At 56.5% G+C, this 25,418-nt stretch carries 24 protein-coding genes; 13 read left to right on the top strand and 11 right to left on the bottom strand.

All coding sequences use genetic code 11. From position 1 onward, the window contains the following. Positions 1 to 55 precede the first annotated feature (55 nt). From SIC15_RS04320 to SIC15_RS04280, 9 genes are all read left to right on the top strand, one after another. Positions 56 to 1,444, top strand: a complete 1,389-nt coding sequence (locus SIC15_RS04320; protein ID WP_092034272.1) for a sigma-54-dependent transcriptional regulator — start codon at positions 56 to 58, stop codon at positions 1,442 to 1,444. A 116-nt stretch (positions 1,445 to 1,560) separates the two neighbouring features. Then, positions 1,561 to 2,133: a GspH/FimT family pseudopilin gene (locus SIC15_RS04315; RefSeq protein ID WP_092034274.1), complete on the top strand. Its 573-nt coding sequence runs from the start codon at positions 1,561 to 1,563 to the stop codon at positions 2,131 to 2,133. 163 nt (positions 2,134 to 2,296) lie between these two features. Continuing rightward, the gene (locus SIC15_RS04310) at positions 2,297 to 2,779 is read left to right on the top strand and encodes a GspH/FimT family pseudopilin (RefSeq protein WP_092034276.1); all 483 of its coding nucleotides are present in this window, start codon (positions 2,297 to 2,299) and stop codon (positions 2,777 to 2,779) included. Continuing rightward, the gene (gene pilV / locus SIC15_RS04305; protein ID WP_194838985.1) at positions 2,776 to 3,267 is read left to right on the top strand and encodes a type IV pilus modification protein PilV; all 492 of its coding nucleotides are present in this window, start codon (positions 2,776 to 2,778) and stop codon (positions 3,265 to 3,267) included. Before SIC15_RS04310 ends, pilV begins: the two co-directional genes overlap by 4 nt. Then, positions 3,264 to 4,388 carry a PilW family protein gene (locus SIC15_RS04300; protein ID WP_092033016.1) on the top strand — a complete coding sequence of 375 codons (1,125 nt, stop codon included), beginning with the start codon at positions 3,264 to 3,266 and terminating at the stop codon, positions 4,386 to 4,388. The genes pilV and SIC15_RS04300 overlap by 4 nt, the downstream gene beginning before the upstream one ends. Beyond that, positions 4,388 to 4,897, top strand: a complete 510-nt coding sequence (locus SIC15_RS04295) for a PilX N-terminal domain-containing pilus assembly protein (protein WP_092033013.1) — start codon at positions 4,388 to 4,390, stop codon at positions 4,895 to 4,897. Before SIC15_RS04300 ends, SIC15_RS04295 begins: the two co-directional genes overlap by 1 nt. A 64-nt stretch (positions 4,898 to 4,961) precedes the next feature. Next, positions 4,962 to 8,471, top strand: a complete 3,510-nt coding sequence (locus SIC15_RS04290; protein ID WP_412537140.1) for a pilus assembly protein — start codon at positions 4,962 to 4,964, stop codon at positions 8,469 to 8,471. Positions 8,472 to 8,503: 32 nt separating this feature from the next. Further along, complete coding sequence (locus SIC15_RS04285) at positions 8,504 to 8,872, top strand: hypothetical protein (protein WP_092033008.1); 369 nt, start codon at positions 8,504 to 8,506, stop codon at positions 8,870 to 8,872. Positions 8,873 to 8,902: 30 nt separating this feature from the next. Next, on the top strand, positions 8,903 to 9,334 hold the full coding sequence (locus SIC15_RS04280; protein WP_169054489.1) for a type IV pilin protein: 432 nt from the start codon (positions 8,903 to 8,905) through the stop codon (positions 9,332 to 9,334). A 31-nt stretch (positions 9,335 to 9,365) separates the two neighbouring features. On the opposite strand, the gene ispH is transcribed toward SIC15_RS04280, so the two are convergent. The 6 genes from ispH to murJ form a co-directional block, all read right to left on the bottom strand. After that, positions 9,366 to 10,319, bottom strand: a complete 954-nt coding sequence (gene ispH / locus SIC15_RS04275; protein WP_092033006.1) for a 4-hydroxy-3-methylbut-2-enyl diphosphate reductase — start codon at positions 10,317 to 10,319, stop codon at positions 9,366 to 9,368. Between the two features lie 18 nt (positions 10,320 to 10,337). Then, the gene (gene fkpB, locus SIC15_RS04270; protein WP_008170725.1) at positions 10,338 to 10,790 is read right to left on the bottom strand and encodes an FKBP-type peptidyl-prolyl cis-trans isomerase; all 453 of its coding nucleotides are present in this window, start codon (positions 10,788 to 10,790) and stop codon (positions 10,338 to 10,340) included. A 17-nt stretch (positions 10,791 to 10,807) separates the two neighbouring features. Beyond that, positions 10,808 to 11,320, bottom strand: a complete 513-nt coding sequence (gene lspA, locus SIC15_RS04265) for a signal peptidase II (protein WP_092033003.1) — start codon at positions 11,318 to 11,320, stop codon at positions 10,808 to 10,810. Next, the gene (gene ileS / locus SIC15_RS04260; RefSeq protein ID WP_092033001.1) at positions 11,320 to 14,139 is read right to left on the bottom strand and encodes an isoleucine--tRNA ligase; all 2,820 of its coding nucleotides are present in this window, start codon (positions 14,137 to 14,139) and stop codon (positions 11,320 to 11,322) included. Before ileS ends, lspA begins: the two co-directional genes overlap by 1 nt. Before the next feature lie 74 nt (positions 14,140 to 14,213). Next, complete coding sequence (gene ribF, locus SIC15_RS04255) at positions 14,214 to 15,185, bottom strand: bifunctional riboflavin kinase/FAD synthetase (RefSeq protein ID WP_008170730.1); 972 nt, start codon at positions 15,183 to 15,185, stop codon at positions 14,214 to 14,216. A gap of 81 nt (positions 15,186 to 15,266) precedes the next feature. Beyond that, positions 15,267 to 16,847: a murein biosynthesis integral membrane protein MurJ gene (gene murJ, locus SIC15_RS04250; protein ID WP_081467504.1), complete on the bottom strand. Its 1,581-nt coding sequence runs from the start codon at positions 16,845 to 16,847 to the stop codon at positions 15,267 to 15,269. 261 nt (positions 16,848 to 17,108) lie between these two features. Here murJ and rpsT point away from each other — a divergent pair, with 261 nt between their 5' ends. Beyond that, a complete protein-coding gene (gene rpsT, locus SIC15_RS04245) occupies positions 17,109 to 17,378 on the top strand; it encodes a 30S ribosomal protein S20 (protein WP_008170735.1) in 270 nt (89 codons plus the stop codon). A gap of 68 nt (positions 17,379 to 17,446) precedes the next feature. On the opposite strand, the gene proB is transcribed toward rpsT, so the two are convergent. From proB to rplU, 4 genes are all read right to left on the bottom strand, one after another. Next, positions 17,447 to 18,571 carry a glutamate 5-kinase gene (gene proB / locus SIC15_RS04240; protein WP_412537139.1) on the bottom strand — a complete coding sequence of 375 codons (1,125 nt, stop codon included), beginning with the start codon at positions 18,569 to 18,571 and terminating at the stop codon, positions 17,447 to 17,449. Between the two features lie 36 nt (positions 18,572 to 18,607). Next, complete coding sequence (gene cgtA / locus SIC15_RS04235) at positions 18,608 to 19,801, bottom strand: Obg family GTPase CgtA (RefSeq protein ID WP_153634751.1); 1,194 nt, start codon at positions 19,799 to 19,801, stop codon at positions 18,608 to 18,610. 144 nt (positions 19,802 to 19,945) lie between these two features. Further along, positions 19,946 to 20,206, bottom strand: a complete 261-nt coding sequence (gene rpmA, locus SIC15_RS04230; protein ID WP_008170742.1) for a 50S ribosomal protein L27 — start codon at positions 20,204 to 20,206, stop codon at positions 19,946 to 19,948. 36 nt (positions 20,207 to 20,242) lie between these two features. Further along, positions 20,243 to 20,554 carry a 50S ribosomal protein L21 gene (rplU, locus tag SIC15_RS04225; RefSeq protein ID WP_008170744.1) on the bottom strand — a complete coding sequence of 104 codons (312 nt, stop codon included), beginning with the start codon at positions 20,552 to 20,554 and terminating at the stop codon, positions 20,243 to 20,245. A 243-nt stretch (positions 20,555 to 20,797) separates the two neighbouring features. Here rplU and ispB point away from each other — a divergent pair, with 243 nt between their 5' ends. Further along, positions 20,798 to 21,766: an octaprenyl diphosphate synthase gene (gene ispB / locus SIC15_RS04220; RefSeq protein ID WP_412537138.1), complete on the top strand. Its 969-nt coding sequence runs from the start codon at positions 20,798 to 20,800 to the stop codon at positions 21,764 to 21,766. Here the strand turns inward: ispB and SIC15_RS04215 are convergent. Beyond that, on the bottom strand, positions 21,759 to 22,745 hold the full coding sequence (locus SIC15_RS04215) for a glutathione S-transferase family protein (RefSeq protein ID WP_412537137.1): 987 nt from the start codon (positions 22,743 to 22,745) through the stop codon (positions 21,759 to 21,761). The two genes, ispB and SIC15_RS04215, sit on opposite strands and share 8 nt — an antisense overlap. 115 nt (positions 22,746 to 22,860) lie before the next feature. On the opposite strand from SIC15_RS04215, the gene SIC15_RS04210 reads away from it, so the two are divergent. Together SIC15_RS04210 and SIC15_RS04205 are read left to right on the top strand one after the other, a co-directional pair. Beyond that, positions 22,861 to 23,772 carry a LysR family transcriptional regulator gene (locus SIC15_RS04210; protein WP_412537136.1) on the top strand — a complete coding sequence of 304 codons (912 nt, stop codon included), beginning with the start codon at positions 22,861 to 22,863 and terminating at the stop codon, positions 23,770 to 23,772. 116 nt (positions 23,773 to 23,888) lie between these two features. After that, positions 23,889 to 25,418 (top strand): WS/DGAT/MGAT family O-acyltransferase, encoded by a 1,530-nt coding sequence (locus SIC15_RS04205; RefSeq protein ID WP_412537135.1) that lies wholly within the window; start codon positions 23,889 to 23,891, stop codon positions 25,416 to 25,418.

Here is a 25,418-nt window from a genome sequence, read left to right as displayed (position 1 = left end):
CCGGCGCCGGCGGATATCGGGCGCTTGAACAACGACATGGAACCGACGACACAAGATGACCACATACACAGCGCTGATCGTTGATGATGAACCGGACATCCGGGAGTTACTTGAGATCACCCTCACCCGGATGGGCATAACAACCCTCACGGCACCCGACCTCACCAGCGCCCGGAAATTGCTGGAACAGAACACCACCCACCTCTGCCTGACCGACATGAACCTGCCAGACGGTAATGGCATCGAACTCGTGCAGTGGATTCAGAAGCATTCTCCCGCCACGCCTGTTGCTGTGATTACAGCCTACGGCAACATGGATACCGCGATCGAGTCTCTCAAAGCCGGGGCTTTTGATTTCGTATCCAAGCCGGTGGAACTGCCCCGTTTAAGGGAGTTGGTCAATAGCGCCCTCAAATTAGCCGAGCCAAAGGCAGACACAGAAGATACAGCCGACGAGCCAGGCCTGTTGCTGGGTAAATCGCCAGAGATACGCAAACTCCGTAACCAGACCCGAAAACTGGCCAGAAGCCAAGCGCCCGTTTTTATCAGCGGCGAGTCCGGCAGCGGCAAGGAACTGGTTGCCAGAATGATCCATCTGCAGGGCCCCCGCCGCGAGGGACCATTCATCGCGGTTAACTGCGGCGCAATTCCCTCAGAGCTGATGGAAAGCGAATTTTTTGGCCACAAAAAAGGCAGCTTTACCGGGGCCGTGGAGAATAAAGACGGCTTATTCCGTTCGGCCAACGGCGGCACCTTATTCCTTGATGAGGTGGCAGACCTGCCCCTCGCCATGCAGGTAAAGCTGCTCCGGGCTATCCAGGAAAAGGCAGTTCGTCCGGTTGGCGATACCAAAGAGGTGCCCGTGGACATCCGGGTACTGAGCGCTACCCATAAGAACCTGCCGGAACTTGTTCAGGAAGGCAGCTTCCGCCAGGATCTTTTCTACCGGATTAACGTAATCGAACTGGCGGTACCTCCTTTAAGAGAGCGACCGGATGATATTCCCCTGCTTGCCAATCACATCCTTGAGAGGATTGCGAAAGAATATGAATGCGACCCCGCTTCGTTAACGCCAAAGGCCGTGGAACGACTGCGAGAATATAATTTCCCCGGCAACGTCAGGGAGCTAGAAAACGTATTGGAGCGGGCCTTTACCCTCTGCGACGCCGACCTGATTGATGCTAACGATCTCCATCTGGGGAATGGCGTGCAGCACGCGGCCTCCGCCACGCAGATTATTGCCGAGGGAGAGGCTGGTGAGCGAGAGGGTGTTGCTGTGCCTGATGGGGAAATCGACCTGGAGGGATACCTGGAGAAGATTGAACGACAAGCGATTGAGAAGGCGCTTGAAGCTACCCGGTGGAACAAGACGGCGGCTGCTAAACGGCTGGGAATCAGCTTCAGGGCACTTCGTTATCGACTAAAAAAGCTTGGAATGGAATAAATAGCATTTCATCGGCATAGTGGACCCAAACCTGATAAGGTTTCAGCACTAAAAGGCAACATTCTGCTTTTCACAGGAAGTGAAAAGTGTTTGCAAACCGACACGGAAGTCAGAACATGTACAACCATATCAAAACCAGAGGATTTACTCTGGTCGAGCTAGTCGTCACCCTCAGTCTGGTTACCCTACTGGCAGGTCTTGCCCAGACATCCTGGACTCAATTGCTGGTTTCAAACCGCCATAGGGATCTTACTCAAGACATTCAGCGCATGTTTGCCACGGCTAGATCGCATGCCATTCACAGCAAAACGCTGACGACTATATGCCCGCTGTCCCCAGAGCGCAGATGCACCGACGATTGGACGTTACCGGTCGCGGTATTCCCGGATCGCAACAACGACAAGCGCCCTGACGACGACCACATCCACCAAATCTTCAAGCTAAACAACGGGCATTCCAATATATATTCCCGGACCGCCGGAAGAGGCTACTTTCAGCTGGCAGCAGATGCTATGAGTCACGGCACTATGGGCAGTTTGATCGCATGCTCCCGGAGAGCCGACGGGCGGACTCAGATGAGTTATCTAGCCCTGAATATCGGGGGCAGAATTCGCGTGGTCCATGACGATGACGGCGACGGAAAAATCCGCCTTCCTTGGGGTGCAAGTGTCGCTTGCCCGAATCCGTAAGCGCCTACCAGGGCAATCCATGAACCCCCAGAAACGTGACCCTTATCACAACACTGTCAGCAGAAGACCGCTTAATCCAGATCTTGGACCGCTCGTCGCGCGGGTAGTGAATGTAACCAAGGCCTTTGATTAACTAGAGTGGAGCTCACTGACAGGACATGGCATGTTGAAGAAAGATGAGGGTTTTACGCTTATCGAACTGTTGATCACGATGGTCATCCTCGTGATTATTGCAACGGTCGCGATTCCGGGCTTTGGTCGTTTGATTGAAAGCAACAGGCTGATGACGGGCACTAACCTTCTTGCCTCTTCGATAAAGCTTGCACGAGCCGAGGCAATCAAACGCGGCACCAATGTCACATTTAGTACCGATGGCGGACTTGAGACGGGATGGTGCGTGCATGCCGGCGATGCGGCGGGGGACTGTGCGAACGACCAGATCCGTCGCTTCGAGGCTCCTGCTGACCTTACCTTTACAGAGACAACTGGCGACCTGGTCTTCGACAGACGTGGTTTTTTAGTTCCCCAAAATGCCCAGACCTTCACAGTGGCCCCGAATGGCTGCGCCTCTGGCGACATAACGTTCCGTACCTTACGTATCAGCCCTGTCGGAAGAACTGAAATAGAAGATGGAGTATGCCCGTGACACCAGTAACACCCTTGATGATGCTGAAACGGCAACAACATCCATTTTGCATTACTAGCCAGTGCGGACTGGGTTTGATTGAAATCCTGATTACCGTGCTCATTCTGGGTATTGGCATTCTCGGCGTGGCATCGACACAGGTCGTTTCTCTCCAGATGAACACCCAATCACAGAGCAGAAGCCAGGCGGTTCTGTTGGCAGAAGATCTGTTCGACCGTATTCGAGCTAATCCTGACACGCCGAATGACTACGCACTGGCACAGGGCGATGCACAAGGGGCAAACAATGGCGGATGTGCCACTTCCTTCGTCCCCGCGAACGCAACGGTAGCAGCCAATGACATTGCTGCCTGGGAAAACAGCCTGGCCTGCCTGCTGCCGGAAGCTACTCGCGCGGTTACAGTCAACGGCAACGTTGTCACGGTCACCATTGATTGGGACCAGAACGACGCGAACATGAATCCTGTTGTAGTGAGGACCCAGATTTGATCACTTCATCATCAACCCAGTCTCAGCAGCTATTCGTGTCGGCGCAATCTGGCCTCTCCCTGGTTGAGCTTCTGATCGCAACGGCCCTTGGCCTTATCCTGACACTCGGAGTTACCCAGATATACCTGAGCGGGAATGAAACCTATCGCCAGACTCAGGGCTTAGCTCATGCCCAGGAAAGCACACGATTCGTGTCAGCTATCATGGCACCGGACCTTCGGTCAGCGGGTAGTTTTGGCTGTCTGGCTGAGATGGGGAGGCCCCTGGACCAGGTTGTTGACAACCGCCTCAACGGCGGCTTGACAGTTCCGCTTGCGCAGGCCCTTCAAGGATGGGAGTACAATAATACTGGACCGGGCGATAATGTAACTCTGGCGGACGCGATGGCGACACCAGGTGCGGGCAACTGGGCATCAGGGACGGCAGGAGCGAACTTGCCTGCCAATCTTGCTGGTTCTGTGGTGACGAATTCGGATGTCCTCGTGGTCAACGCGATGACCCCGCTCGGAGTACCAGTCAATGCCGCAAATCCACAGAATGGCAACAGTATCAACTTGGTCGACAATTCAGGAGTCCCCGTCAACAGGGTGGTACTGGCAACACTCGGAGACTGCTCTGCGGGAGAGCTTTTCCAAAAGTCCAACAACGCAAACTCCAGCTCAATCACCATGGCAGGCGGAAACGTAAACCCGGGCAATAACGGAAATAACTTTAACCTAACATACGAACCTCAAACCCGAGTTTACGAATTCACTTCAACCGCTTACTACATAGGTCAGGGCACGAACGGGGAGCCTGCGCTGTTCCGTCGGCTACTCACGCCGCTTGAGGCGCCACAGGAAATGGTTTCAGGCGTCGAAACACTGCAGATCCTCTACGGCGTCGACACCGCCGGAACTAATGCAGCCGACGACTACCTTCCTGCCGACCAGATCGCCAACTGGAACACGGTCGTGAGCGTGCGTTTCTCGGTAATGACCCGGAGCCAGGATGAGGTACTGGACGAACCAAATAATCGGAACTTCGACATGCTTGGGAGCCAAGTTGCGCAAGCTAACAACGGGGATCGTCGTGTGAGACTGGTGTCCGTCGGAACAACCGCGATCCGGGGGAGAATGTAATGGCTAGTTTCCAGAACCTTTCCAGTGCACCCAAAGTTAACCACCCATCTCATCGTGAGCGTGGAGCCACGCTCATAGTGGCACTGGTTATGCTGCTTCTGATCTCATTGCTGGCTGTCGGCGGTATGCAAGGTTCGATCATGCAGGAGCGCATGGCGAGCAATGCCCACGATGGATCAATTTCCTTCCAGGCCGCAGAAACTGCCTTGAGACAGGGTGAGGCCGATATTCTGAACACCTTGGCAACTCGTCAGGCAGCGACTGTAACCGCAAGGCTGACAACGGCCTGGGACTGGGATGGTGCAAACCCAGCCCCATCAGGCAATGGCAATGTCGGCGTTCAAGTGAATTCTGAGCCAGTTTACCACCAGGCACGCTTGGCAGATGTTTGCTCCATCGATCCAACGGAACCGTGTTTTGAGCGCTTCCAGATTACGAGCCGGGCTGAAGGTGGTAGCGCAGAAGCGGTTACAGTTCTTCAGTCAACCGCGCTGCTGCCTCCAGAATGACCGTTTCGCGGGAGCGAACCAATAGGCATTTTTTGATTTATTTCTCCCAACAGGAGGAGATGTTATGAAAATTACCAGCCCTCGTTTTTCGCGGCGCGCCAGCAAGATTGGACATGCCGCTCTGGCCTTCGCACTGTCTGCAGGGACAATGAATGCCGCCGTCGCAAATGTGAACCTTGCTTCCGCGCCGGTTTTTCTCAAAGAATCCGTGGACCCGAACCTGGTTTTCGTTTTCGATGATTCTGGGTCGATGGGTTGGGAGTATATGCCTGACAGCGTCGGGTCCGATTTGGGCCTTTACATCGATAACAACGGCCCGTTTACCTACCGCGATGGAAACGGTAACTTCCGATCCATTAGTGTTCGGAATTACTGGTACTATAGTAGCGCTGTTAATACCGTCTATTACGATCCGAACATAGCCTACCGCCCACCGTTCAAACCGGACGGAACTGGTCGACGGCCAGATTCGAACTTCACTAGTGCCTGGGTCAATGGGTACTCCCAAACCGGTTCGGTCGACTTGGCCAACAGGTACCAGACATCACGTTTCGATTTTCGGAATGGCGCATTTTACTACCAGTTCAATTCGTCCGCCTCCTGCGACACCAACCCAAAGAACAACAGTTGCTACTCTCTGGTTTTCCTGGCGAACGAAAGCGCTGAACAACAACAGAACTTTGCAAACTGGTTTTCGTACTACCGGCTCCGATACTTTGCATCACGTGCCGGTATCAGTGAGGCATTCTTTGATCTCCCCGAAAATATCCGGGTTGGATACGGTGCAATAAACTCCAACAACAACACGATTGATGGAGTTACCGGTAACACACTCATCAGTGGCGTTCGGCCGTTTAACACAAACCGCCGGGAACAATTCCTGGATTGGCTGCAAACCAAGAACGTATCGGGTGGAACACCGCTGCGGACGGCTCTTAAAGATGTGGGCACATACTACTCGCGAACAGACAATCCCGGGCCCTGGGGGAATACACCAGGTACCAACGACACCAATTCGCATGTGGAATGTCGTCCGAGCTACGCCATTTTGATGACGGACGGCATCTGGAACGGAAGCAGCCCCTCTGTCGGAAACTCCGACGGGACACCCGGGCCTTCCCATACCAATCCAGACCCCACCGGGGACGATTTCGACTATAAAGCCGTGTCCCCATTCAGCGATGGCCACTCTAACACTCTGGCAGACGTTGCCATGGAGTACTGGAAAAACGACCTCCGCCCCGATCTCGACGATAAGGTACCGACGGCCGGGATTGATGAAGCCTTTTGGCAGCACATGACCACCTTCACCATCGGCTTGGGTGTCGAGGGCTCCGTCAGCGAATCAGATGCTTTCGCTGCAATCAGCAACGGGAACACCATTAACTGGCCAGAGCCCTCTTCAAACGCTGGCTCACAGAACATTGATGATTTGCTCCACGCTGCGGTTAATGGACGTGGAGGATTCGCAAGTGCCCAAAATCCTGATGAGTTCTCGAGAGAAATCTCCGGGTTTCTTGACACGGTAATCGCGCGAGCAGAAACCTCATCATCCGCTGCTGCGGTGAGCTCTGCGGTATTGAGAACCGACTCCGCTGGCTTCTTCGCAGGGTTCCGCAGCGAGGATTGGTCAGGCACCCTAATTGGCTTCAACTTCGATTCGGGATCCCAGATCTGGGATGCTGAAGAGCAGTTGCGCCAGACTCTGCCAGCCAACCGCAACATCTTTACTTTCAATGGCAGTAACGCGGTCCAGCTCAAGGATATTCAGGATCTTGCGGCGGCCCAGATCGCGGCGCTGAATGCAGACCCAGAGAATCCTGGCCAGCTAGACAACCTTGGCAGCGACAGAATCAATTGGCTTCGAGGTGCCGCCAACGTTCACCCGACTTTCCGCGATCGCAGCTTCACTAACGAATCCGGCACAACGGTCCGCCGCTTGCTCGGCGATATAGTGAACGCAAATCCGCTGTTCGTCGGCAACCCCAACTATGGATTCCGTCGCTTACCTGGCAATGAGGGTACAAGTTATGGGGCGTTCCGTTCCTCTACAGACTATCAAAGCCGAACCAAAGCACTGTACGTCGCCGCAAACGACGGCATGCTGCATGCTTTCGACAGTGAAACCGGTGACGAGCTGTTTGCCTTCATGCCGGGTGAGCTCTTACGCCCGGGACCGGGCAAAACCCACGCACAAATTTCCTCCCTTATCGAATCGGATTACGACCACCGCTACTTCGTAGATGGTACGCCGACGGCCCTCGATGCCTACGTTGATATTAATGGCTCAAGTCAATGGAGAACAATCCTGGTAGGGACCATGGGTGCCGGTGGACGCAGTGTCTTCGCCATTGATATCACGGACCCAACCGCTGTAACCGAAAATAGCGTCCTTTGGGAATTCAGTCATCCAGATTTAGGGTATGGCGTCAGTAATGCTGAAATAGCACGCCTTCCCAACGGCGAATGGGCGGCTGTCTTCGGCAATGGCTACAACGGTACTGACGATTCTGCCAGCCTATTCGTCGTTCGCCTTTCGGATGGAGCGCTTCTCAAGCAGTTTGAGACCGGTGTAGGGGGGAGCGGCAATTCAAACGGCCTCGCGGCACCGGTCCTGACCAGCTTTCCCGACGGCGGCGCCATTTCCCAGTATGCGTATGCCGGCGACCTGAAAGGTAACATCTGGCGGTTCAGCTTCGTTGAGAAGCAAGTCAGTTCCTGGTCAGTTACGAAGCTGTTCACAGCTACTGATCAATCCGGAACCCCTCAACCTATTACCTCAGCGCCTCGACTGACCGTAAACCCGTCTGATCTTGACGAACTGATTCTTACCTTCGGAACGGGCAGTTTTATACAAACTGGCGATGATACAACAGACCAGGTTCAGAGCCTTTACGCAATCAGGGACGACCTCAATCAGTCTGGGCTTGATCGCGGCGACTTACTCGAACAAACCATCACCTCTCAAAACGGTGTGCAGGTCGCTCGTACTGATGGAACGGGCAACAACAGCTATATCGTTCGGGAAACCTCCAGTAACGTGCTGACATCCGAGCAAGGCTGGTATCTCGACCTAATCTACAACTCTCAGAAAACGGGTGAACGAGTAGTCAGTCGATCCAGTTATCCGTTCGGCATTTTCCCGGATCGGGTTCGATTCAGCACCCTGATACCAGATTCAAACCCTTGCGGGAGTGGCCGGACCGGCTTCATTATGGATCTTAACCTCATTTCCGGCGCGGCTCCGACTGATCCAGTCTTCGATCTCGACAGTGATGGCGAGTTCACTACGGGAGATCTAGTCGGATCTGGTGGTTCCGGCGGCGGTTCCGGCGGTGGCGGCGGCGGCGGCGGCGGCGGCGGCGGCGGCGGCGGCGGCGGCGGCGGCGGCGACGCTCCCAGCGGTATAAACATTGGTCAAGGCGCAGAAGTCCGGACTATAACCGAGGGCGATACAGAAGCATTCATCACTGATCCCAACAAGATAGACAGCGATGATCCCTGCACGACAGCACTCTGTGGCAAGGCCTTAGAAAACAACATTGGTAGGCAAACCTGGGAGCAGCTCCGCTAGGAGCTGCCCCCTCTTACTTAAAGGGAATTGCTATGCGTGATTCAGAATCCAAACGCAACAAATTTGTGCTGGTGCTGTCCATGGCTCTGGCATCCCTGCTTTTCACGGGACCTTCTTCCAGTGCTGAGAGGACGATTCAAACCCCTCTCGTAGTCGGGGCGGGCGAGGATAATTCTGGGGAACTGGCCGGGGTGGTAAACCGAGTTTCAGAAGATGGGCGAGCTGTAGTTATCGACGACCAGCTTGTTGAGCTCGCCGCTGTAGTAAGGTTCAACGGCGCCTCCTGGTCCAGAGAGAGATTGGTCAAGGAGCTGGATGAAGGGCTGAAGATCTATTTTGAGGTGGATCCTGAGGCCAAAGGGAGAACTCTACGCATCATCTCAATTCGGTCCCGAGATTGACGACTTTTTTCGAATGAACGAGGCTTGTTAATGCTACGTATACAGGATGTCAGTACAATTTCACCCAGCGCAAATCGCGGCTTCACCCTCATTGAGTTAGTGATCGTGGTCGCGATCATTGGCATTATCGCAGTAGTCGCGTTTCCACTGTATCAAAATCAGGTAGAGCAAACCCGGCGAACCACGGCCCAAGCCGACCTGCTGGAGTTGAGTCAGTGGATGGAACGACGCTACTCGAACGGGTTCGATTACCGGGACGCTGGCGCCAATCCTGTGCTTCCCTTTACCCAATCACCCCAGGAGGGAACGGCCTTCTACGACATAAGTTTCGTTGGGAACGCAACCAGGGATACGTACACACTCCAAGCAGCACCTACTGCCGCGCAAGCCAATGACGACTGTGGCACACTAACACTGGATGAGCAGGGCAATCGGGGGGCAGCGATAGCTAATTGCTGGTAGCAGTGCAAACTCGGGATCGATGCTGGAGAGTTCAGCTAAGATCGACTGCATCGATTCTGAGTTCCCGCGGCATAGAAAACACAATATTCTCCTCACGCCCGGCAATTTCCTCCGGAACGCTGCCGCCAAGCTCTCGCAGACGGGTAATAACTTCGTTCACCAGAACCTCGGGGGCAGAAGCTCCCGCAGTAACCCCAATCGAAGTCTTACCTTCCAGCCAGGCAGCATTGATCTGGGAGGCCTCATCAATCAGATAGGCCGGCGTGCCCATCCGCTCCGCCAGCTCACGCAGACGATTTGAATTAGAGCTGTTCGGCGAGCCTACCACCAGCATCAAATCACAATCGCCCGCTAACTGCTTCACAGCATCCTGGCGGTTCTGGGTTGCGTAGCAGATATCGTCCTTGCGAGGGCCCTGGATCTCCGGGAACTTTGCGCGGAGCGCGTCAATGACGCGGGCGGTATCGTCCATGGACAGGGTGGTCTGGGTAACGTAGGAGAGCTTGCCGGGGTCTTTAACTTCGAGGTTGGCAACATCCTCCTCGTTTTCCACGAGGTAAATCTCACCGCCATTGCTGTGGTCGTACTGCCCCATGGTGCCTTCCACTTCCGGGTGGCCATGGTGGCCGATCAGTACGCATTCCCGGCCGTCGCGGCTGTAGCGCATGACTTCCAGGTGAACCTTGGTGACCAGCGGGCAAGTCGCGTCAAAGACCTTCAGGCCACGGCGCGCTGCTTCATTCTGCACTGCCTGGGAGACGCCGTGGGCGCTGAAGATAACAAGCTTGTCGTCCGGCACTTCGTCCAGCTCGTCCACGAAAATGGCGCCACGGTTGCGCAGGTTATCCACCACGAATTTATTGTGGACCACCTCGTGCCTAACGTAGATAGGCGCCCCGAACACGTCCAGCGCCCGGTTTACAATTTCGATGGCGCGGTCCACGCCGGCACAAAAACCTCGGGGATTGGCGAGTCGGATCTGCATATCAACCTGCTATTCTGGTTAGTGGGCCGGGCCTGCCGGTTCCACGTCGATGATTTCTACTTCAAACGTCAGTGTACGCCCTGCCAGGGGGTGATTGAAATCCACCTCCACTTCGTCACCTTCTACACGGCTGACAACACCGGGCAACTCGCTCTGGCGCGCGTCGGCAAAGGAAATCATTACGCCGGGTTCCAGCACCATATCGGGGCTGAACTCATGGCGCTTGAACGTCTGTACGTTATTCGGGTTGTGCTGGCCAAAGGCTTTCTCGGGCGGCACCTGGAAGCTGCCTTTATCACCAGCTTTCATACCCATCAGGTAGGCCTCGAAATTCTCCGGCAGGTTGTCATCGCCGATTTCCAGGGACGCCGGCTCTTTCTCAAAGGTCGAATCAATCACTTCGCCATCCGGGAACTTCAGGGCGAAGTGCAGTTTTACCCGGGTACCCTTGTCGACAGGCAGTTCATTCATAAGAGTTACTCACTCCTTTACGCATCCCCGTCCGAATCGGCGGGTTTGCGGAACATATCAAGTATCATCATGGCGGCACCGATAGTGATCGCGGTGTCGGCCAGGTTAAAGGCGGGAAAGTGCCAGTCCTGCCAGTAAAAGTGCAGGAAGTCGACCACGTAGCCGTGCACCACCCGATCGTAGACGTTGCCCAAGGCGCCGCCGAGTATCAGTACGATGGCAACAGCGGTCCAGGTCTCATGGCGCTGTAGATTTTTCAGCCAGTAGATCAGTACCACACTGACCACCAGCGCCAGGGTTACGAAGAACCAGCGCTGCCAACCAGAAGCGCCGGCCAGGAAGCTGAACGCTGCTCCAGTGTTATGCAGCAGCGTCAGGTTGAACATCGGAATCACCGGAACCGGGTTGCCGTAAGTCAGCATGGCGGTGGCCATGGCCTTGGTGCCGAGATCCAGAGCGATCACCAGTACCGCCAGCCAAAGCCACTTCAATTTGCTCCCGGTGACCTGCTCAGCCATGGTCGCCTCCATCAGGCGTAGGCGCGGGCTTCGCCGGGCCCTTCCACGTTGGTCACACAGCGACCACAGAGGTCGTCGTACTTGGCATTGCGGCCGACGTCTTCCCGGTGGTGCCAGCAGCGCTCGCACTTGGTATGGGCAGCCGGTGCTACGTTGACTCGAAGACCCTCGTGGGAAGTCATTTCCGCATCGCCGGCTTCTGAAACTGGCTTAACGCTGGCCTCTGAAGTGATCAGAACAAAGCGCAGCTCTTCACCGAGGTGCTTCAGATCAGCTGCCAGATCGCCTTCACAGAACAGGGTGACTTCGGCACTCAAAGAGCCTTTGATTTCACCCCGTGCCCTGGCTTCCTCCAGGCACTTGTTGACGGCCTCTTTCACACTGTACATCTCGCGCCAGTAGTCGCGGCCAAGCTCGGCGTTATCCGGCAACGCAGTAAGGCCTTCATACCAGGTTTCATAGAACACGGTATCGCTGCGCTTGCCAGGCAGGTGCTGCCAGATTTCATCAGCGGTGAAACTGAGAATCGGGGCAATCCAGCGAACGAGCGCTTCGGCCACATGGTACAGGGCTGTCTGGCAGGAACGACGAGCCAGACTGTCAGCCTGGGTGGTGTACTGGCGATCCTTGATGATATCCAGATAGAAGCCGCCCAGGGTGGCTTCACAGAAGTTGTACACCTTCTGGTAAATCCGAAGGAAGGCGTAGTTGCCATAGTCCTCATGCAGCTCTTCCTGCAATTGCAGGGCACGGTCCACCATCCAGCGATCCAGCGCGATCATGTCTTCCGGCGCGACCATATGCTGCTCCGGATCGAATCCGGTCAGGTTGCTCAGCAGGAAGCGGGAGGTGTTCCGGATCCGGCGGTAACCATCGGCGGTCTGGCGCAGGATGTCCTTGGACACGGTCATTTCGCCGCTGTAGTCGGTTGCGGCCACCCACAGGCGCAGGATGTCGGCGCCCAGCTCGTTCATGACTTCCTGGGGCGCGATCACGTTGCCCAGGGATTTGGACATCTTGTGGCCCTTGCCATCGACGGTAAAGCCGTGGGTCAGAACCTGCCTGTAAGGCGCCACGCCATTCATGGCGATGGAGGTTTTCAAGGACGACTGGAACCAGCCACGGTGCTGGTCTGAGCCTTCGAGGTACATATCCGCCGGGAACTGGCCCAGCTCCTCGCGAACCCGCAGGACAGACTCGTGGGTGACACCGGAATCGAACCAGACATCCAGGGTATCCGTTACCTTCTCGTATTGCTCGGCATCACTACCCAGCAGGGACGACGCATCCAGCTCGTACCAGGCATCGATACCGCCCTCTTCGATCTGCTGGGCCACCTGCTCAATCAGGTTCTGGGTGTCCGGGTGCAGCTCCTGGGTTTCCTTGTGGATAAACAGGGTGATGGGCACGCCCCAGGTCCGCTGACGGGAGATGCACCAGTCCGGCGACTGGTTGAACATGGCTTCGATACGGTTCTTACCCCAGGACGGCACCCAACGTACACCCTGGATCGCTTCAAGGGCATCAGCGCGCAGGTTTTCCTTATCCATGCTGATAAACCACTGGGGTGTGGCCCGGTAGATCAGCGGGGTCTTGGTACGCCAGCAGTGGGGATAGCTGTGACGGAACTTCTCGGAGCGGACCAGCTTGCCCTCGCGCTCGAGGGCGCTGCAAACCGGCTCATCGGCCTTGTAAACGTGTACACCGGCCAGCTCACCGGCGGCCGAAGTGTAGGTGCCATCCGCCTGAACCAGGTTGATAGTGCCGATGTTGTAGGCCTTGCCCACCTCAAAGTCTTCCATACCGTGGTCAGGCGCGGTATGAACCGCGCCGGTACCGGCATCGGTGGACACGTGATCACCCAGGATCACCGGCACCTGCTTGTCGTAGATCGGGTGCTGGAGAATCAGATTCTCAAGAGCCGCGCCAGCACAGGTTGCCAGCACTTCGTAGCTCTCAACCTGCCAGCGGGCCATGATGCCATCGACCATGTCGGCAGCCAGGATCATCCGCTCCGGGCCGTGCCCGACATCGGTCTGTACCAATGCATAGTCCAGATCGGCATTAAGGGAAACGGCCTGGTTAGCCGGAATGGTCCAGGGCGTGGTGGTCCAGATAACCACGGACACATCGCCATTGCCATTATCGGTGCCGAACAGTGACAGGGCTTTTGCCTGGTCAACCGCGGTAAAGCGCACATCGATCTGGGTCGAGGTCTTGTCCTGGTATTCAACCTCGGCCTCTGCCAGTGCGGACTGACCCACCACACTCCAGTAAACCGGCTTGTAACCACGCACGAGGTGGCCCTTGGCGACAATCTTGCCCAGGGCACGAACAATACCCGCCTCAACTTTGGGATCCATGGTCAGGTAGGGTTTGTCCCACTCCCCCATCACGCCCAGGCGAATGAAATCGGTTTTCTGACCGGCAATCTGCTTGGTGGCGTAGTCGCGACAGGCCTGGCGGAAGGTCTTGTAATCCACCTTCACACCGGCCTTGCCAATCTCCTGCTCCACCTTGTGCTCGATCGGCAGACCATGACAGTCCCAGCCCGGCACGTAAGGCGCGTCATAGCCCATGAAGCTGCGGGACTTGACGATCATGTCCTTGAGAATCTTGTTGACCGCGTGACCAATGTGAATGCTGCCGTTGGCGTAAGGAGGGCCATCATGAAGGATGAACTTTTCCCGCCCTTCACGCTGCTTGCGCAGGTTGCCGTAGACGTCGAGATCCTGCCAGCGCTTGAGCATTTCCGGCTCGCGCTTGGCCAGGTTGCCGCGCATGGGGAAGGCGGTTTCCGGCAGATTCAGGGTGTGCTTGTAGTCGCTCATGGTTTGTGTGCGTACTCTTTTGGTCTTGGTCAGTTTGGGTCGGTCATTTATTCGTTGGGGCGCAGCCGGGCGTTTCAATCCGCGCTTTTCACAGAGCCGTTTTCGGCAATCCACGCTCGAGCCTGGTCAAAATCCCGGGCAATCTGATCTTTCAGCTCATCCACAGAACCGAATTTTTCCTCGTCCCGCAGGCCATGCCGGAACACAACCTCCAGGTGCTGACCATAAAGTGTGCCAGCAAAGTCAAACAGGTGCACTTCCAGTGAGGGCCGCTTGCCGTCAACGGTCGGACGCACACCAATATTGGCAACGCCATCGAATCGGGCGCCATCGTCAAGGGTGGCGGCAACCACATAGACACCGCGCAGGGCGGGTGTCCGATGTAACAAAATATTCGCGGTTGGCGCACCAATCTGGCGCCCCAGTTGGCGGCCATACACGACCCTCCCCCGGATTCGATAGGGGTGGCCCAGCAGCGATTCGGCTTTCTCGAGCCCATTCACCGTGAGTAAATCCCTGACACGTGTACTGCTTACTCGCTCGCCGTCGACGGTTACTGTCAGGGTATTCTCGACGGAAAATCCGGCGTCGTATCCAACTTTCTCGAGAAGCGCGAAATCGCCCGCCCGATCACAGCCAAAACGGAAATCATCGCCGACCACAAGGTGACGAACCGCCAATCCATGGATCAGAACATCGTCTATAAAGCCCATGGCCGAATAACTACGGAACGCCTGGTTGAAGCGCAGGCACAGCACAATATCAATGCCTTCCGCCAGCAGGGCCTCGAACTTCTGACGAAATCCCATCAGCCTCGGCGGCGCTTCCCTGCCCTGAAAAAACTCCCGGGGTTGGGGCTCGAAAATCATCACCACCGAGGGCACGCCCAGGGCCTTGGCCTTACTTTTGACCTGATCAATAATGGTCTTGTGCCCAAGGTGCACACCGTCGAAGTTACCGATGGTGGCGACACACCCGTTGGCGAGCGGTGAATCCTCCCGACGGGAAAGCATTTTCAGGTTGGTCAGGCCCCGGATCAGACGCATGCAATGCGAACCTTCAATTGCCAGCTAGCTTTCAGCGCTCACTTTTACCGCAACGCTGGTGAGAAAACGCGCGATTATACCTTACCTGTGGCGGAAATGTCTTACCCGAACCCCGGCCAGCGCCAGTGCAACGAAGTACACGGCGACACCCGCCCCTACCAGCATCGCCATGTCCGCTGCACGCTGATAGCCTTCGTTTGCCAGCCACACCGACACCGGGGCGTTGAGCCAGACAATGACGGCCGCCAGGGCACCGTTGGCAAATAGCAGCTGTAGCAGAAACCGGGGCCAGCCGGGCTGGCTCTGCCAGGCCCCTTCCTTACGCAGTCCGCGCCAAAGAAGGTAGCCATTCAACCAGGCCGATATTGAGGTAGCCAGCGCGAGACCGGCGTGGGCCAGCGGGAAAATGAGAATCAGGTTGAACACCATGTTTGCCACCATGGCAATGATGCCGATCTTGACCGGGGTTTTGGTGTCTTCTCTTGCGAAAAACCCCGGCGCCAGAACCTTGATGAGCATGAACGCCAGCAACCCGGCGGAATAGGCCCGCAAGCTCTGGGCCGACATGGCAACATCCCGGTCCGTTACCGCCCCATAGTGAAACAGGGTCGCAATCAGCGGCTCGGCCAGCAGCGCCAGCGCCAGCGCCGCTGGCAAACCAATCAGCAGAACCGCCCTGACTGCCCAGTCCAGAGTGGCCGCAAACTGGTCCGCTGATGCTGCAGCATGTTTACGTGAGAGGCTCGGCAGGATCACCGTGGCAATGGCTATACCGAACACGCCGAGGGGCAATTCCGAGAGCCGATCGGAGTAGTACAACCAGGAAACGCTGCCGGTCTGGAGAAAGGACGCCAGAACCGTGTCGAGCAGCAGGTTGATCTGGCTGACTGACACCCCAAACAGCGCCGGCGCCATCAGCTTAAGAATCCGGCTGACGCCTTCATGGCGATAGTCCACTCGAGGCCTTGGCAACAGGCCCAGACGCATCAGAAATGGCAACTGGAAAAAGAGCTGCAGAGCCCCGGCAATGAAAACGCCCCAGGCCAGGGCCATCACGGGCTCATCCATCAACGGCGTCAACCAGATGGCTGCCGCAATCATCGCCAGATTGAGAAGAACCGGGGTAAACGCGGGTACCGCAAAGCGATCGTAACTGTTGAGGATGCCGCCGGCGAAGGCTGTCAGGGATATCAGCAACAGGTACGGAAAGGTGATGCGCAACATATCGCTGGTCAGCGCAAATTTCACCTCATCATCCAGGAAACCAGGGGCAAAGACCGCCGTCAGCACCGGCGCCCCGAGAATGGCCACCAGCGTGACGCCCAACAGCACCAAGCCGAGGGAGCCAGCCACCGCATTGACCAGCCGCTGAACGTCCGATAGTGACTGATTCTCCCGGTAGGAGGACAATACCGGCACGAACGCCTGGGAGAAGGCGCCTTCTGCAAATAGCCGACGCAGGAAATTCGGAATCTTGAAAGCCACAAAAAAAGCATCGGCACCGGCACCGGCACCGAAATAGCGAGCGATGACCATATCCCGAACCAGACCCAGCACCCGGGACAGCATGGTCATAATACCGACGAGCCCCGACGATCTGAGCAGTCCTGGCGGCTTGGGTAATTGCTTCTGTTCAGGCGTTGATTCAGGTTCCGACGACATGCAGGCCCTTGCTTGGCATTCTGAATATCCTTTTGGCGCTCGTATTTCGGGAATTACCTGCTTCCCGGTCAAGCCCGCGTTCAGTGAGCCGCGAGTTTACCACAGGCCTTCTGTGTCGGGGCATGAAATGGGTTTTAGCCTTGACATTTGAAGGTTTGAGCGGCATAGTTCCGCGTCATTTATTTCGACGCGCTGGTTTTGGCGCGCCCGCGATGTAACGAATCATTCAGCAACGAATTTGAGATTTTCAGGAGTTTTACGGTGGCAAATTCCCCGCAAGCCAAGAAGCGCGCACGTCAGAACGAGAAGAACCGCAAGCACAATGCAAGCCTGCGCTCCATGGCTCGTACTTATGTGAAAAAGATCCAATCCAAGATCGAAGCCGGCAACTACGAAGAAGCCCAGGCCGCTTTCCAGCAGGCTCAGCCGATTCTGGACAGCATGGTCAACAAAGGCATCTTCGCGAAGAACAAGGTCGCTCGTAGCAAGAGCCGCCTGAGCGCCAAGATCAAGGCCCTGAAGAGCGCCTGATTCGCTCGATGCAGGTACAAAAAACCGGCCAGACGGCCGGTTTTTTTATGGGCAAGCGATAATTACGCTCAAACAATCACCAGATTGTCCCGGTGGATCATCTCCTCGCCTGACATATAGCCAAGGATTTCGGTAATCCGATCACTGGACCGGCCGGCAATGGCCCTGGCCTCATCGGCATCGTAATTCACCAGACCCCGGGCAACTTCACGGCCACTCTGATCGAAGCAAGACACCATCTCCCCACGCCGGAACTGCCCTGCCACGCCCTTGACCCCAACCGGCAGAAGACTGCGGCCTCCCAGACAGAGCACTTTCACAGCACCATCATCCAGGGTCAGCCTGCCACGGGTCTGCAAATGACTGGCGAGCCATTGCTTTCGGGCAGCAATCCGGCCCTGCTCCGGCAACAACAAGGTGCCGATTACATCGCCTTGCCTCAACCGGCCAATCACACCCTCGATTCGGCCACCGACGATCACAGTAAAAGCCCCGGACCTTGCCGCAAGCCGTGCCGCCCGCAACTTGGTCTGCATGCCACCACGACCAAGAACTCCAGCGCCACCACCGGCCATGGCGTCCAGTTCGCGGTCTTCGGCCCGCCGCTCCGTCACCAGGCGGGCGTCCGAATGCTTCCTGGGATCCTTGTCAAACAGGCCCAGCTGGTCGGTCAGGATAATCAGGCCGTCCGCCTCAATCAGATTGGCAACCAATGCCCCAAGGGTGTCGTTGTCGCCAAACCGAATCTCATCTGTAACAACGGTATCGTTTTCATTAACGATTGGTACCACACCAAAGTTCAGCAAGGCCCGCAGTGTGCCTCGGCCGTTCAGATATCGCTTTCGGTCGGACAAATCATCATGGGTCAGCAGAATCTGCGCAGTATGGATGTCGTGCCGCTTGAACTGGGCTTCCCACGTCTGCACCAGCCCCATCTGACCAACAGCTGCAGCGGCTTGAAGCTCATGAAGCTGCTCAGGCCGAACCGTCCAGCCCAGACGACTCATCCCTTCCGCCACGGAACCAGAGGAAACAATCACCACCTCCACGCCGTCTTCAATCAGCTCTGCAATTTGATCCACCCACAAACCCAGGGCCGCCACATCCAGGCCACGGCCATCGTTGGTCAGCAAAGCGCTTCCGATCTTGATAACCAGGCGACGGGCCTGGCGCAGCTGTAGGCGTTCAGTCATGGTGCTTGAGTGATCTCTCTGGTATCAGTCCTTCGTTTACTCCGGGGCGTAGACCACTTCGACATCGTAATCATCATCGTCAAAGTCGTCGTCATCGTCCTCTTCGCGGGCCGCGCGGCGTGCCTTGCGCTCAGCTTCAATGCGGGCGCGAGCTTCGTCGTCCATCTGCCTGCGCCGCTCAGCTTCCCGCTCGGCAAATTCCGGATTCTGGGCCTCTTCCTCAGCCTGCTCTTCGATCCAGCGCATAACGGCCTGAGCCAGGGACTTGGTGCCCTCGCCACTGAGCGCAGAGATCCAGAAAACCGGCCCTTCCCATCCGAGCTCATCGACAATGGCCTGACAATGAGCATCGCGATCTTCTTCGGCCACCATGTCGACTTTGTTCAGCACAAGCCATCTCGGACGGTTGGCCAGGGTTTCGCTGAACTTCTCAAGCTCATGCTCGATTGCTCTAACCGCATCGGCGGGCGACGAGCCATCGTACGGCGCCACATCCACAAGGTGCAGCAGTAGCCGGGTGCGCACGAGATGCTTCAGGAAGCGGATACCCAGGCCGGCACCTTCGGCGGCACCTTCAATCAGACCCGGAATATCGGCAATCACGAAACTCTGGTGCGCCTGCACGCTGACGACACCAAGATTGGGCACCAGCGTAGTGAACGGGTAATCTGCCACTTTCGGGCGGGCCGCCGACACCGAGCGGATAAACGTAGACTTGCCGGCATTGGGCATGCCCAGCAAACCCACGTCTGCCAGCACCTTCAGCTCCAGCCTCAGGTTGCGCAGCTCGCCCTCAGAGCCTTTGGTAGTCTGGCGGGGGGCGCGATTCACTGAGGATTTGAAGCGGGTGTTGCCAAGACCATGAAACCCGCCCTGGGCCACCTTAAGGCGCTGGCCGGCGTGAGTCAGATCTCCCAGGACCTCATGGGTATCCATATCAACAACCGTGGTACCAACGGGAACCGGCAAAACCAGATCCTGCCCCTTGTTGCCAGTGCAGTTACGACCGGCGCCCGGCTCACCATTCTGGGCCTTGTGCTTGCGCTGGAACCGATAGTCGATCAGCGTGTTCAGCGACTCCTCGGCTTCCAGATATACGGAACCACCATCGCCCCCGTCGCCGCCGTCGGGGCCACCCTTGGGAACGTATTTTTCACGTCGAAAGCTCAGACAGCCGTGACCGCCCTTGCCGGCTTCCACAATGATGGTGGCTTCGTCTACGAATTTCATGAATCAACCCTTTGCGCCATGCGCATAAACTAAAAAGCCCCGCAGCCTCTAGGAAGCTTTGCGGGGCTCCGGACGGCTATGACTCCCTGATGATATCAGGATATCAGCGCCACCCAAGGTTCGACAGAACCGGATCGCCGCTGCTTACGCAGCCGGAACGATGCTCACGAACTTGCGGCTCTGCGGGCCTTTGGTTTCGAACTTCACCTGGCCGTCTGCTTTCGCAAACAGGGTGTGGTCCTTACCAATGCCAACATTGCTACCAGCGTGGAAACGGGTGCCACGCTGACGGATGATGATGCTGCCTGCAGATACAGTCTCGCCGCCAAAGCGCTTCACACCAAGTCGTTTCGACTCGGAATCGCGACCGTTACGGGTACTACCTGCTGCCTTTTTATGAGCCATTACCAGCCTCCTTATTTAAGGGGTAATTCGAGAGCCTCAGCCCTTGATACCCGTGATCTTGACTTCAGTAAACCACTGACGGTGGCCCTGACGCTTCATGTGATGCTTACGACGACGGAACTTGATGATCTGGACCTTGTCGTGACGGCCGTGGCTAACCACTTCTGCAGTCACTTTGGCACCATCAACTACCGGCGCGCCTACCTGAACCTTGTCGCCATCGGCGATCAGCAGAACGCGATCAAACTCAACGTTGCCACCGGTTTCAACTTCCAGCTTTTCCAGCTTCAGGGTTTCGCCTTCTTTTACACGGTGCTGCTTACCACCGCTAACAATAACTGCGTACATTCACTCGCTCTCCACGATTGACCCATCCCTGCTCTTATCCACCTGGTTCTAAGGGAGGCGCTCTGGCGACCCTATAGCAGGGAGCGCAGGTTGGGATGAGTTGGGCGCGTGATTGTACGAAAAGACGCACCGCAACACAAGCCAAGTTGACACTACCTTCGGCAATACCTAGCATTGCCGCGACCTGCCTTTAATATCAATGATCGCAACGGCGACAACACCAGCAAGGGATCCAAAAGCCGCATGACAGCCCAGCGCATTTACGACACCGTGGCCGACGACTTCAGCCGCGTTAATGACCTGATCATCCAGCGGCTTTCCTCCGATGTTCCTCTGGTAGAGAAAATAGCCCAGTACATCATCGAAAGCGGCGGTAAGCGCCTGAGACCATTACTGGTTCTGCTTTCCAGCCAGGCCGCCGGCTACAATAAAGACGATCATCTGAAACTTGCCGCCGTGATTGAATTCCTGCACACCGCCACCCTGCTGCACGACGATGTGGTGGACACCTCGGACATGCGCCGGGGCCGGAGCACCGCCAACGCCCGCTGGGGCAACGCGCCAAGTGTACTGGTAGGTGATTTCCTCTATGCCCGGGCGTTCGAGATGATGGTGGAGCTAAAAAGCCTGCGAATTATGGACGTATTGTCCCACGCCACGGCGGTAATCGCCGAAGGCGAGGTCATGCAGCTAATGAACGTGAAAAACCCGGATCTGACCGAAGAGCAGTACATGAAGGTCATCCACAACAAGACCGCCATGCTGTTCGAAGCCGCCTCTCACACCGGCGCGTTGCTTGCCGAGGCCAGTGACGAGCAGGAACTAAGCCTGAAAAACTACGGCAAGTACCTGGGCCTGGCGTTCCAGCTAGTAGACGATGTCCTGGATTACCGGGGCGACGCCGAAGCCATGGGCAAAAACGTTGGCGACGATCTGGCGGAAGGCAAAACGACCTTGCCGCTGATCCACGCCATGGCCCATGGAACAGAGGATGAGCGGCAGTTGATCCGCCAGGCGATTCGCAAGGGCGGCCTGGACAATCTGCCACGCATCCTCGAGATCGTTGAGCGCTCAGGCGCCATCGAATACACCATGAGCAAGGCCCGGGAGCAGGCAGACCTGGCGAAGGCCTGCCTTCAATCCCTACCCGACTCCGGCCATAAAATGGCCATGGAACTGCTGACCGAAGTCGCCGTTGCCAGGGTTAGCTGAGCGACTCACGACCGTGAGGTGAATCGAAGTCCAGTTTCGGCCCGACCGGCACGATCTGAGTCGGGTTGATGGTTCTCTGGCTCACATAGTAATGGCGTTTGATCTGATCGATATCGACAGTCTCCGCCACACCCGGCACCTGGTAGAGATCCCGAACGTAGGCAGAAAGCGCCGGGAAATCACTGATACGCTGTCGGTTACACTTGAAGTGGCTGTAATACACCGCATCGAACCGGATCAACGTAGTGAACAGACGCCAGTCTGCCTCCGTTAAACGGCCACCCACGAGATACCGCTTTCCAGACAATCGCTCTTCAAGCCAGTCGAGGGAATCGAACAACGCGTTGTAGGCTTCCTCGTATTTATCCTGCGCTGTAGCAAAGCCCGCCTTGTAAACGCCATTGTTAACCGAGTCATACACCCGGGTATTTACCTCATCAATCTCCCCTTGTAACTCCCTGGGGTAGAAATCCAAGTCAGCGCGAACATCTTCGAGACCATCAAACGCCGAATTAAACATGCGGATAATCTCGGCGGATTCATTGCTCGCAATTGTCTGCTTCTTTTTGTCCCACAGCGTTGGCACCGTCACCCGCCCGGTATACTCTGGGGCCGCCTTGGTATAAACCTGGTGCATGAAGCGGAAGTCATGCAGATGATCCCGATGCTGCTCGCTGTCCGGCCGAAACTCCCAGCCGTTTTCCACCATGTCCGGGTGCACCACGGAAACTGAAATGTGCTTTTCCAGCCCCTTGAGCTTTCGGAAGATCAATGTGCGATGCGCCCAGGGACAGGCCATGGATACGTACAGGTGATAACGACCGGACTCGGCCTTGAAGCCACCCTCGCCTTCCGGCCCCGGCGAGCCGTCGGCGGTCACCCAGTTACGGAAGCGGGCCGCCTCCCGTTCAAATTTGCCACCGGTCTTGTCGGTGTCATACCACTTGTCGTGCCATTTGCCATCAATCAGCAGGCCCATATAGCCCTCCCGTTAAAATTCCTGAACATGATGAAATCAATACGGGCAGAATACCGGGGACCCTGCTACGCTCTCAAACAAGCATTTCTGGCCAACAACCTCAGATAATTCGAACATGCATACAGCCATCACCATAGACGCCCTCAAAGTCCTTGACGCCATTGACCGCAAAGGCAGTTTCGCCGGGGCCGCTAACGAACTGTTCCGGGTTCCCTCCGCCATCAGCTACACCGTGCAGAAACTGGAAGAAGACCTGAACGTGGCCATCTACGACCGCACCGGACATCGCGCCCGACTGACGCCGGCCGGCCGGTACCTTCTGGAGGAGGGCCGCACCCTGCTGGAAGCGGCAGAAAACCTGGCTCACACCACGCGCCAGGTCGCCCAGGGCTGGGAAACGCGTCTACGAATCGGGTTCAACTCGCTGCTGCCAGCAGAATGCCTGTTTCCGACAATCCAGGAATTCTATGAGCTGGGCGTGCCGGTGGATGTTCAAATCGTGGAGGAGGTTTTCGCCGGCACCTGGGATGCGCTACAGAGCCGAAGAGTGGACCTGATCATTGGTGCCGATAATTTCAGCAAGCCTGCCGGAAACTACACTACAAAGCCGCTGGGAGACATGCCCTTTGTCTTTGCGGTTGCCACGGATCATCCCCTGGCTGATGCCGACACACCGCTTTCCGAGGAAGACATCTCACGTTTTCCCGCAGCCGTGGCGGCAGACACTTCACGCTCATTACCACCGGGACATGCCGGCATATTTCACAGGCAACGGACCCTGACCGTCGCCAACATTGATCAGAAGATCGCCATTCAGGTGGCCGGTCTTGGCGTGGGATGGTTACCGAGGGCAAGAATCAGTAAAGAGCTGGAAGAAGGGAAACTGATCATTAAAGAGGTCCAGGAATCACGCCAGCCGATAACGCTCCACATAGCCAGGCATGCCGAGGATCAGGGCAAGGCTTTGATGTGGTTCTGGGAGCGGCTCAGCGCGAATGACGCCATCGTAAACTGGCTAACAGGCTGAAAATAAAGAAAATGATATGACTTAAACTTGGAATAAAGTCAGGCAAATGAGTCAACCGCTTGCCAGCACACTTCGTTTATACTGCAGCTGAAACCAACGCCGAAGGGAGCTCTCTGATGCGGCAACTGTCGGAACTGGATGCCTCTTTCCTGTACCTGGAATCTGAAACAACACCGATGCACATCGGCGGCATCTATCTCTTCGATGCCAGCGAGCGGGAAAAGCCACTGGCCTTCAGTACCTTTGTCGCTTACCTTCGAAGCCGCCTGCATGTCGTGCCGGTATTTCGTCAGCGCCTGAAAGAGATTCCCTTTCGCCTGGGCCGGCCTTACTGGATTGACGACCCGGATTTCAGCATTGAACGCCACCTTGCCTACGTCAATCTGGGCGAACATGGCCGTAAGGCAAGCCTGATGACCCTGGCCTCCCGGATTCTGGAAGAGCCCTTAAAGAGGGACCGCCCCCTCTGGCACATCACCTTCGTAGACGGCTTCAAACTGGACGATGAAAACACCGGCAGCGAAGGCTTTGCACTGATCGTCAAACTGCATCACGCCGCCATTGACGCCTTCAGCGGCGAAGAAATAATCGGCAAGCTTCTTGAGTACACCCCCCAGCCCAGCCCGATCGCTCCGCCGCGGCCCTGGCAGCCGAGACCTGAACCGTCCGAAGAGCGGGTGGTACTGCAGGCCGGCGCGAACATCATACGAACACCTCTGCAATTCACCTCTCTGGCCTTCAACGCCGCCGAGGCCACAGCCCGCGGTCTGGTCCAGAAACAACTGCGCAAACTACCGCTCCCTTTGCCGCTGTTCTCGGCCCCACACAGCCCTTTCAACCGCCAGATTACAGCAAACCGACAGATCGTTGCGGCCAGCGTGGAGCTTTCCAGGCTGAAAGCGATCAAAGCATTCCTCGGTGATGTAACCCTGAACGATGTTGTTCTGGGTTTGTGTGCCGAAGCCCTGAAACGCTATCTGATCAGCGAAGGCGCCAACGCCGAAAAGTCGCTGGTGGCGATGACACCGATTTCGGTGCGTTCCAACAGTTTGCGTCGGGCAACCGGAAACCAGATGTCCGCGATGCTGCTGGATCTGGCAACCAATGAAACCAATCCTGCTCGCCGGATTCGACGGATACACTGGAATGCGGTTGCCTCCGAACCTTACCGGGAGGCCATTGCCGCCGATCGGCTGACGGAGCTCCTGCCATCCACCATGCTGGCACTATCAGCGAGACTTTACTCGGAATTGCAGATTGCCCAGCGTTACCAGCCAGTATTCAACCTCCCCATCACCAACGTTCCGGGGCCGCAGGTGCCACTTTACCTGCAGGGCGCAAGGCTGGTTCAGCAGTACAACACGGCGCCGCTGTTCGACAGCATGGGGCTGGTTATTGTTGCGGTAAGCTATGAAGGGAGACTGACCCTCAATTTCACCAGTTGTCCAGACGTGGTGGCACATGGGGAGTCCCTGCAAGCTCACGTGACTGAAAGCCTCAGCGCCATCGAATCGGCCATGCAACAGCTCGGGGCCGAGGATGCCAAAGAGCCCATTGCCGCCTCGCCAACACAGACTTTGGCGGATGATGCGATGAACGCGATGGAGGGACTTCTGAAGAAGGCCTTTAAACGCTTCCGGGCCTGA

Origin of the sequence: Marinobacter sp. MIT932201, from assembly GCF_047123295.1 — a bacterium.
Taxonomy (GTDB): Bacteria; Pseudomonadota; Gammaproteobacteria; order Pseudomonadales; family Oleiphilaceae; genus Marinobacter; species Marinobacter salsuginis.
The sequence above is the reverse complement of the archived record's forward strand: the minus strand, read 5'-3'. Positions and strand labels throughout refer to the sequence as shown.

Bases quoted from the DNA above. Each gene is read 5' to 3' on its own strand.
- SIC15_RS04320 (WP_092034272.1), top strand. From the start codon at position 56: ATGACCACATACACAGCGCTGATCGTTGATGATGAACCGGACATCCGG.
- SIC15_RS04315 (WP_092034274.1), top strand. From the start codon at position 1,561: ATGTACAACCATATCAAAACCAGAGGATTTACTCTGGTCGAGCTAGTC.
- SIC15_RS04310 (WP_092034276.1), top strand. From the start codon at position 2,297: ATGTTGAAGAAAGATGAGGGTTTTACGCTTATCGAACTGTTGATCACG.
- SIC15_RS04295 (WP_092033013.1), top strand. From the start codon at position 4,388: ATGGCTAGTTTCCAGAACCTTTCCAGTGCACCCAAAGTTAACCACCCA.
- SIC15_RS04290 (WP_412537140.1), top strand. From the start codon at position 4,962: ATGAAAATTACCAGCCCTCGTTTTTCGCGGCGCGCCAGCAAGATTGGA.
- SIC15_RS04285 (WP_092033008.1), top strand. From the start codon at position 8,504: ATGCGTGATTCAGAATCCAAACGCAACAAATTTGTGCTGGTGCTGTCC.
- SIC15_RS04280 (WP_169054489.1), top strand. From the start codon at position 8,903: ATGCTACGTATACAGGATGTCAGTACAATTTCACCCAGCGCAAATCGC.
- ispH (WP_092033006.1), bottom strand. From the start codon at position 10,319: ATGCAGATCCGACTCGCCAATCCCCGAGGTTTTTGTGCCGGCGTGGAC.
- fkpB (WP_008170725.1), bottom strand. From the start codon at position 10,790: ATGAATGAACTGCCTGTCGACAAGGGTACCCGGGTAAAACTGCACTTC.
- lspA (WP_092033003.1), bottom strand. From the start codon at position 11,320: ATGGAGGCGACCATGGCTGAGCAGGTCACCGGGAGCAAATTGAAGTGG.
- ileS (WP_092033001.1), bottom strand. From the start codon at position 14,139: ATGAGCGACTACAAGCACACCCTGAATCTGCCGGAAACCGCCTTCCCC.
- ribF (WP_008170730.1), bottom strand. From the start codon at position 15,185: ATGCGTCTGATCCGGGGCCTGACCAACCTGAAAATGCTTTCCCGTCGG.
- murJ (WP_081467504.1), bottom strand. From the start codon at position 16,847: ATGTCGTCGGAACCTGAATCAACGCCTGAACAGAAGCAATTACCCAAG.
- proB (WP_412537139.1), bottom strand. From the start codon at position 18,571: ATGACTGAACGCCTACAGCTGCGCCAGGCCCGTCGCCTGGTTATCAAG.
- cgtA (WP_153634751.1), bottom strand. From the start codon at position 19,801: ATGAAATTCGTAGACGAAGCCACCATCATTGTGGAAGCCGGCAAGGGC.
- rpmA (WP_008170742.1), bottom strand. From the start codon at position 20,206: ATGGCTCATAAAAAGGCAGCAGGTAGTACCCGTAACGGTCGCGATTCC.
- rplU (WP_008170744.1), bottom strand. From the start codon at position 20,554: ATGTACGCAGTTATTGTTAGCGGTGGTAAGCAGCACCGTGTAAAAGAA.
- ispB (WP_412537138.1), top strand. From the start codon at position 20,798: ATGACAGCCCAGCGCATTTACGACACCGTGGCCGACGACTTCAGCCGC.
- SIC15_RS04215 (WP_412537137.1), bottom strand. From the start codon at position 22,745: ATGGGCCTGCTGATTGATGGCAAATGGCACGACAAGTGGTATGACACC.
- SIC15_RS04210 (WP_412537136.1), top strand. From the start codon at position 22,861: ATGCATACAGCCATCACCATAGACGCCCTCAAAGTCCTTGACGCCATT.
- SIC15_RS04205 (WP_412537135.1), top strand. From the start codon at position 23,889: ATGCGGCAACTGTCGGAACTGGATGCCTCTTTCCTGTACCTGGAATCT.